The following is a 6654-nucleotide window of genomic DNA, read 5'->3' as shown; positions in this document are numbered from 1 at the left end:
CCGGGCGCGACGCTGGCCCGCGAGGACGCGGCGCTCGACGTCGCGGCGGCCCGGGACGCCGCCGGCCGGCTGCTCGGCCGTCCGGACCGTCCGACCGCGCTGGTCTGCGACGACGACGTGATGTCGGCCGGCGCGTACAAGGCGGCGCGGGCGCGCGGCCTGGAGATCCCGCGCGACCTGTCGGTGACGGGGATCGACGACGTTCCGCTGGCGACGGCGCTGGAACCGGAGCTGTCGACCGTCCGGCTGCCCGCGGCGGAGCTGGGGGCGGCGGGCATGGAGGCGCTGCTGCGGCTGCTGGAGGGGGAGCGTCCCGCCACCCTGTCCCTGCCGGGCGAGCTGGTCGTCCGGGGCTCGACCGGCCCCGCGCCCGTGGAATAGGCGGCGGTCAGTGGGTAGAGGCGATCAGTGGGTAGAAGGGACGGCATGACCGCGCAGCCGCCGGAGGGCGCCCCCGACGAGCCGAACCGCACCGGCGAGCCGAACCGGACCAGCGAGGCGAACCGGACCAGCGAGGCGAACCGCACCGGCGAGCGGAGCGGTGGCGGGGAGGCGACCCGCGCCGACGAGGCGAGCGGGGGCGGGGCGGAGAGGTACACCGAGCCGCCGCGGACCCGGGCGTGGAAGAACGGCGTCCTGACCGCCGAGGGCTTCCCCGTCAACGACGTCAGCAAACACCTCAAACAGGACGAGACGGTCGTCTGGCTCGACCTCTGCGGGCCGCAGGAGACGGCGCTGCGGGTGATCAGCCGGGAGCTGAACCTCGACCCCGTCGCCGTGGAGGACGCCGTCTCCCGGCACGAGCGCACCAAGCTGGACCACTACACCGACTACATCTTCGTCAACCTCTACCTGCCGAAGGTGGACGGCTCGGTGATGCGGCTGTACGAGGTGTCGGCGTTCGTGACCGAGAGCGCGCTGGTGACCGTCCGGGCCGATCCGGGCTTCCCGGTGGACGAGCTGGTCGACCGGTGGGACCGCAGCCCCGACCTCACCCGCGGCGAGCACCCGCGGGCCGCGGTCGCGCTGCTGCTCTACGCCCTGCTCGACCTGGTGGTGGACCAGCAGCTCGCCGCCGCGCAGGCGTTCGACGAGGAGGCGGACGCGCTGGAGGAGCTGATCTTCGACACCTCGTTCCCGGTCCGGGAGATCCAGGAGCGCAGCTTCCGGCTGCGCAAGAACCTGTTCAGGCTGCGCCGGGTCTCGCTGCCGATGCGCGACATCCTCAACACCCTGCTCCGCCGCGACCTGCAGATCGTCGCGCCGCCGCTGGTCCCCTACTACCAGGACGTGTACGACCACGCGCTGCGCGTCGGCGAGTTCACCGAGGCGCTGCGCGACCTGATCGCGAACCTGCTCGACACCCGGATCGCGCTGCAGGGCAACCGGCTGAACGAGGTGATGAAGAAGGTCACGAGCTGGGCCGCCATCATCGCCGTGCCGACCGCGATCACCGGGTTCTACGGGCAGAACGTGCCGTATCCGGGGTACGGGCACGCGTGGGGGTTCTGGGTCAGCTCGCTGGTGATCGTCGTCCTGGGGGTGGGCCTGTACGTCCTCTTCAAGGTCCGCGACTGGATGTGAGCCGCGCGGTGCGGGGCGAGGAGCGAGGGCCGCGGCGGCACCGGCGCCGGTCCGGCATCGGCGGGCGCGGTGTCAGGAGTCGCGGCGGCTCGCCTCGAGGGCGTCCAGGAGGGCGCGGGCCTCGGCGGCCTCGGCGACGTCGAGGCGGGTGAAGACGTCCAGGGCGTCCGTCCAGCAGGCGCGGGCGGCGGCGGTGTCGCCGAGCGCGGCGTGCGCCCGGCCGAGCGCGACGCGGGCGCGGCCGACCTGGAACTCCTCGCCGATCTCCCGGCCGATCGCGAGGGACTGCCCGGCGGTGGCGAGCGCCTCCTCCGGACGGTCGCGGCGCAGCTGCGTCTCGGCCAGCCGCAGCAGGACGTAGGACTCGCGGGCGCGCAGCCCCTGGGACCAGCAGATCGCGAGCGCGTCGTCGTAGCGGGCGACGGCCTCGTCGAGGCGTCCGGCGCGGTCCAGGGCCATGCCGAGAGTGTGCAGCGCGTACGCCTCGCCCGCGCCGTAGCCGAGTTCGCGGGCGAGGGCGCGAGCGTCCTCGGCCCACTCGATCGCGCGGTCCGGCTCGTCCAGCTCGACGTGCGTGTAGGCGAGGCTGGCCAGCCGCTCCATCTCCCCGGCCCGGTCCCCCAGCTCGCGGCCGAGGACGAGGGCGCGTTCGAGGTGCCCGGCCGCCTCGCGCGGGCGCAGCCGGTAGAACTCGACGTGCGCGAGGAGGTCGTGGGACGCGACGCGCAGCGCGGTGTCGCCGACGCGGTGGGCGAGTTCGGCGGCCCGTCCGGCGGCGCGCCCGGCGTCGTCCAGGCGGCTGGTGTGGACCGCGACCCGGCCGAGGACGTAGCTCGCCCGGCCCTCCGCGTACGGTCCCGGCCCGCAGTCCGCGAGGGCGCGCGCGGCGGGCTCGACCTCGCACCAGCGGTAGCCCTCCTCCATCAGCGGGTCCAGGGCGAACAGCAGGTCGGCGGCCGTGGCGGGCGCGGTTCCCTCGCGGGCGACCTGCCGGACGACCGAGAGCATCGTGTCCAGGTGCCCGAACGTCCAGGCGCGGGCGCGGGCGGCGGACTCGAAGGCGGGAGCGCGGCGCGGCGCGTCCGGGGCCACCCCGGAGACGAACGGGCCCGGACGGATGAGGCCGGTCACCGCGCGCTGGACGGTCAGCAGGTGGGTCAGCAGCCGGACGGGCACGGCGGTCCGCGCGGCCGGGGCGTCCAGGCGTTCGGCGGTCTGCCGCGCGAACAGCCGGAGCAGGTCGTGGTAGCGGTACCGGCCGGGCGCGGGCGAGTCGAGCAGGCCGAGGTCGACCAGGGACTCGAGGACGTCCTCGACCTCCAGGACGTCGTCCTCGCCGAGCGCCGCGGTCGCGGCCTCCGCCGACAGGACGCCCGCGTCGGGCAGGGAGAGCAGCCGGAACGCGCGTGCCCGGGCGGGGTCGAGCTGGTCGTGGCCGAGCCGGAAGGTCGCCTCGACGGCGAGCGGGCCGATCCGCATCTCGGCGAGGCGGCGGCGGCCGTCTGCGAGCCGCGCGGACAGCGCGGCCACGGTCCAGGACGGGCGGGCGGCCAGCCGCGCGGCGACGATCCGGACGGCGAGCGGCAGCAGTCCGCAGAGCCCGACCACGTCCACGACGGCGGCGCGTTCGGCGGCGACGCGCTCGCGGCCCGCGATCGCGGCGAACAGCTCGATCGCCTCGACCGGGTCCAGGACGTCCAGGTCCATGTTCCGGTCGGCGGCGACGCGCTCGCGGCCCGCGATCGCGGCGAACAGCTCGATCGCCTCGACCGGGTCCAGGACGTCCAGGTCCATGTTCCGGGCGCCGGGCAGCCCGGCCTGCCGGGCGCGGGCGGTGACCAGGACCGCGCAGCCGCGCCCGCCGGGCAGCAGCGGCCGGAGCTGCGCCGCGTCCCGCGCGTTGTCCAGCAGCATCAGCACGCGGCGGTCGGCGAGCCGGGAGCGCAGCAGCGCCGCCCGCTCGGCCTCGCCGTCCGGGACCGACTCCTCCGGGACGCCGAGCGCGCGCAGGAACCCGGCGAGGACCGCGCACGGTTCGAGCGGCCGGTCCCCGACGCCCTGCAGGTCCACGTAGAGCTGGCCGTCGGGGTAGGCGTGCCGGACGGCGTGCGCGACGTGCACGGCGAGCGCGGTCTTCCCGACCCCGCCGACGCCGCTCAGGCCGACCACCGGCGGCGCGGCGCGCTCCTCGGGCGGAACGGTCAGCGCGCGGGCGAGCTCGTCGGCGAGGGCGGCCCGGCCGGTGAAGTCGGGCAGGTCGGCGGGGAGCGCGGCCGGCCGCGGCAGGACGGGCCGCTCCGCCCGGGCCCCGGCCTCCGCGACGGACGACGCCTCCCCCGCGTCCCCTTCGTCGCGCGGCACCGAACCGCCGAGGCCGGACGACGGGTCGTCGCGCGCCGCGGAACCGTCCAGGTCGAGGGACGGGTCGTTCCGTGAACCAGGGGCGTCGGGATCGAAGGCCGAGTCGTCGCGCGTTGCGGAGTCGCCGAGCCCGAGGGACGGGTCGTTGCGCAGGATGCGCTGGTGCAGGCCGGTCAGTTCCGGGCCGGGGCGGACGCCGAGTTCGGCGGCGAGGACGCGCCGGGCCTCCGTGTACGCGGCGAGCGCCTCAGCCTGGCGTCCGCACCGGTACAGGGCCGTCATCAGGAGGGCGTGGACGCGTTCGTCCAGCGGGTGCTCCCCGGCGAGCGGGCCGAGTTCGGCGACGGCGGCGGCGTGCCGTCCGAGGGAGAGGTCGAGGTCGAGCCGGGTCAGCAGGGCGTCGAGGCGGCGGCGGGAGAGGCGGGTGCGCCAGGCGTCGGCGTCGGGGCCGGGCACGCCGGTCAGCGGGACCCCCGCCCACATCTCCAGGGCGGCGTCGAGCAGGTCGCGGCGGACGGCGGGCGACTCGGCCGGCCCGGCCTCGGCGACGGCGGCCTCGAAGACGCGCGCGTCCACGGCCTCGTCCGGGACGAGCAGGGCGTACCCGTCGCCGTCCGAGAGCAGGACCTCGGGCCGGGACCGGTCGCGTTCGAGCACCCGGCGCAGCCGGGAGGCGTAGGTGCGGACGGTCCCGACGGCGCGGGCGGGCGGATCGTCCCCCCAGAGGGCCGCGACGATCCGGTCCATCGGCAGCCCGCGCCCGCCGGCGGCGAGCAGTGCCGCGAGGAACGCGCGCTGCTGCGGGCCGCCGAGCGGCAGTTCCGTGCCGTCCTGGAAGGCGCGCACCGGGCCCAGCACGGCGAACCGGAGGTCCCGATCATTGTCCATAAACGCCCATTCTGGACCAATTGCGGCGATCCAGTGGTGCCGCCCGGAAACGGGGTCACCAGGCTGGTCACAGCTCGGTGCGGCGCCCGGACGCCGGGGCCGCGCCCCGCCGGTGAGCTGCGGGGATCTACGCTTTCCCGATGGAGTCGCCGACCGCGCCGACCGGACCGACCGGACCGACCGTGCCGCTGCGCTTCGGTCTTCTCGGCCCGCCGCGCGGCTGGCGCGGGAACGCCGAGCTCGATCTCGGCTCGCCCCAGCAGCGCGCGCTGCTCGCCGTCCTGCTGCTCCGCGAGGGCGCGCCGGTGTCCGCGCCCGAACTCGTCTCCGCCGTGTGGGACGGCGATCCCCCGCCGCGCGCGCTCGGCACGCTGCGCACCTACGCGTCCCGGCTGCGCCGCCTGTTCGAGCCGGAACGCGGACCGGGTCGTCCGCCCGAGATCCTGGTGACGGTCGGCGGCGGGTACGCGCTGCGCGTTCCGCCGGACGCCCTGGACACGCGCCGCTTCACCCGGCTCGTCGCCGAGGCCGAGAAGGCGGACACGGACGGCGACCTCGCGCGCGCCCGCGGCCTGCTGGACGAGGCGCTCGGCCTCTGGCGGGGTGAGGCGCTGGCCGGAGTCCCCGGTCCGCACGCCGAGGCGCAGCGCCTGCGGCTCACCGAGCGCCGGGTGGCCGCCCAGGTCAGCGGCCTCGACCTGGACATCCGGCTGGGCCGGCACGCCGCGGCCGTCGGCGGGCTGCGACGGCTGGTCGCCGAGTACCCGCTGCGGGAGCGGCCGCGCGAACTGCTGATGCTCGCCCTGTACCGGTCCGGCCGTCCGGCCGACGCGCTCGACGTCTACCTCGACGCGCGCCGCGTGCTGGTGGACGAGCTGGGCATCGAGCCCGGACCGGTGCTCACGGCGATGCACCGGCGCGTGCTCGCCGCGTCCTCGCCCGCGCCCGCCGCGAGCGAGCGGCCCGCCCAGCTCCCCGCCGCCGTCGCCGACTTCACCGGACGTACCGCGCAGGTCGCCGAACTGCGCCGCGTCCTCGCCGGCGGCGGGACGGCGACCGTCGCGGGCACCGCGGGCGTCGGGAAGTCCGCGCTCGCGCTGCGGGTCGCGCACCTGCTGCGGCCCGACCATCCCGACGGGCAGCTCTACGCCGACCTGCACGGGGCCCACGAGCGGCCCGCCGACCCCCACCCGGTGCTCGGCGCGTTCCTGAAGTCCCTCGGCGTCGCGCCGGAGGCCGTCCCGAACGACCTCGCCGACCGGACGGCCCTGCTCCGCCGCGTCCTCGCCGGACGCCGCGTCCTCATGCTGCTGGACGACGCCCGCGACACCGCCCAGATCCTGCCCCTGCTGCCCGCCGCCCCGGGCGCCACCGTGATCGTCACCGGGCGCTACAGGCTCGACGCGCTCGACGGCGCGCACTCCCTGGACCTGGACGTCTTCACCCCCGACGAGTCCCGCGAACTGCTCGTCCGGATCGCCGGAACGGACCGGACCGACGCCGAGCCGGACGCCGTCCGGGAGCTGCTGGAGGCGTGCGGGCACCTCCCGCTGGCCGTCCGCGTCGCCGCCGCGAGGCTGGCCGCCCGGCCGGGCTGGACGGTCCGGTCACTGGTGGACCGGCTGGCCGACCGGCGGCGCAGGCTCGCCGAGCTGCGCGTCGCCGACCTCGCCGTGGAGGCGGTGTTCCAGCTCGGCTACAGCCGCCTCGGCCCGGCGTCGCGGCGCGCGTTCCGGCTGCTCGCGCTGCCCGACGGGCCGTCCTTCTCGGTGCCCGCGGCGGCGGCGCTCCTCGCCGTCCCGCGGGAGCGCGCGGCCGAGC

At 76.8% G+C, this 6654-nt stretch carries 4 protein-coding genes; 3 read left to right on the top strand and 1 reads right to left on the bottom strand.

Annotated elements, in window-relative coordinates; translation table 11 throughout:
* Together DZF91_RS02680 and DZF91_RS02675 are read left to right on the top strand one after the other, a co-directional pair.
* The coding region (locus tag DZF91_RS02680) for a substrate-binding domain-containing protein (protein WP_158587831.1) at positions 1–381 on the top strand (381 nt) is incomplete at its 5' end.
* A 45-nt stretch (positions 382–426) separates the two neighbouring features.
* The gene (locus tag DZF91_RS02675; RefSeq protein ID WP_199486356.1) at positions 427–1584 is read left to right on the top strand and encodes a magnesium transporter CorA family protein; all 1158 of its coding nucleotides are present in this window, start codon (positions 427–429) and stop codon (positions 1582–1584) included.
* Between the two features lie 72 nt (positions 1585–1656).
* Here the strand turns inward: DZF91_RS02675 and DZF91_RS02670 are convergent, their stop codons facing one another.
* On the bottom strand, positions 1657–4833 hold the full coding sequence (locus tag DZF91_RS02670; RefSeq protein ID WP_117355925.1) for an AfsR/SARP family transcriptional regulator: 3177 nt from the start codon (positions 4831–4833) through the stop codon (positions 1657–1659).
* Positions 4834–4973: 140 nt separating this feature from the next.
* Here DZF91_RS02670 and DZF91_RS02665 point away from each other — a divergent pair.
* Positions 4974–6654, top strand: a 1681-nt coding sequence (locus DZF91_RS02665; RefSeq protein WP_199486355.1) for an AfsR/SARP family transcriptional regulator, incomplete at its 3' end; no start/stop codon positions are given.

Source organism: Actinomadura logoneensis (assembly GCF_003428695.1).
Lineage (GTDB): Bacteria > Actinomycetota > Actinomycetes > Streptosporangiales > Streptosporangiaceae > Spirillospora > Spirillospora logoneensis.
The sequence above is the reverse complement of the archived record's forward strand: the minus strand, read 5'-3'. Positions and strand labels throughout refer to the sequence as shown.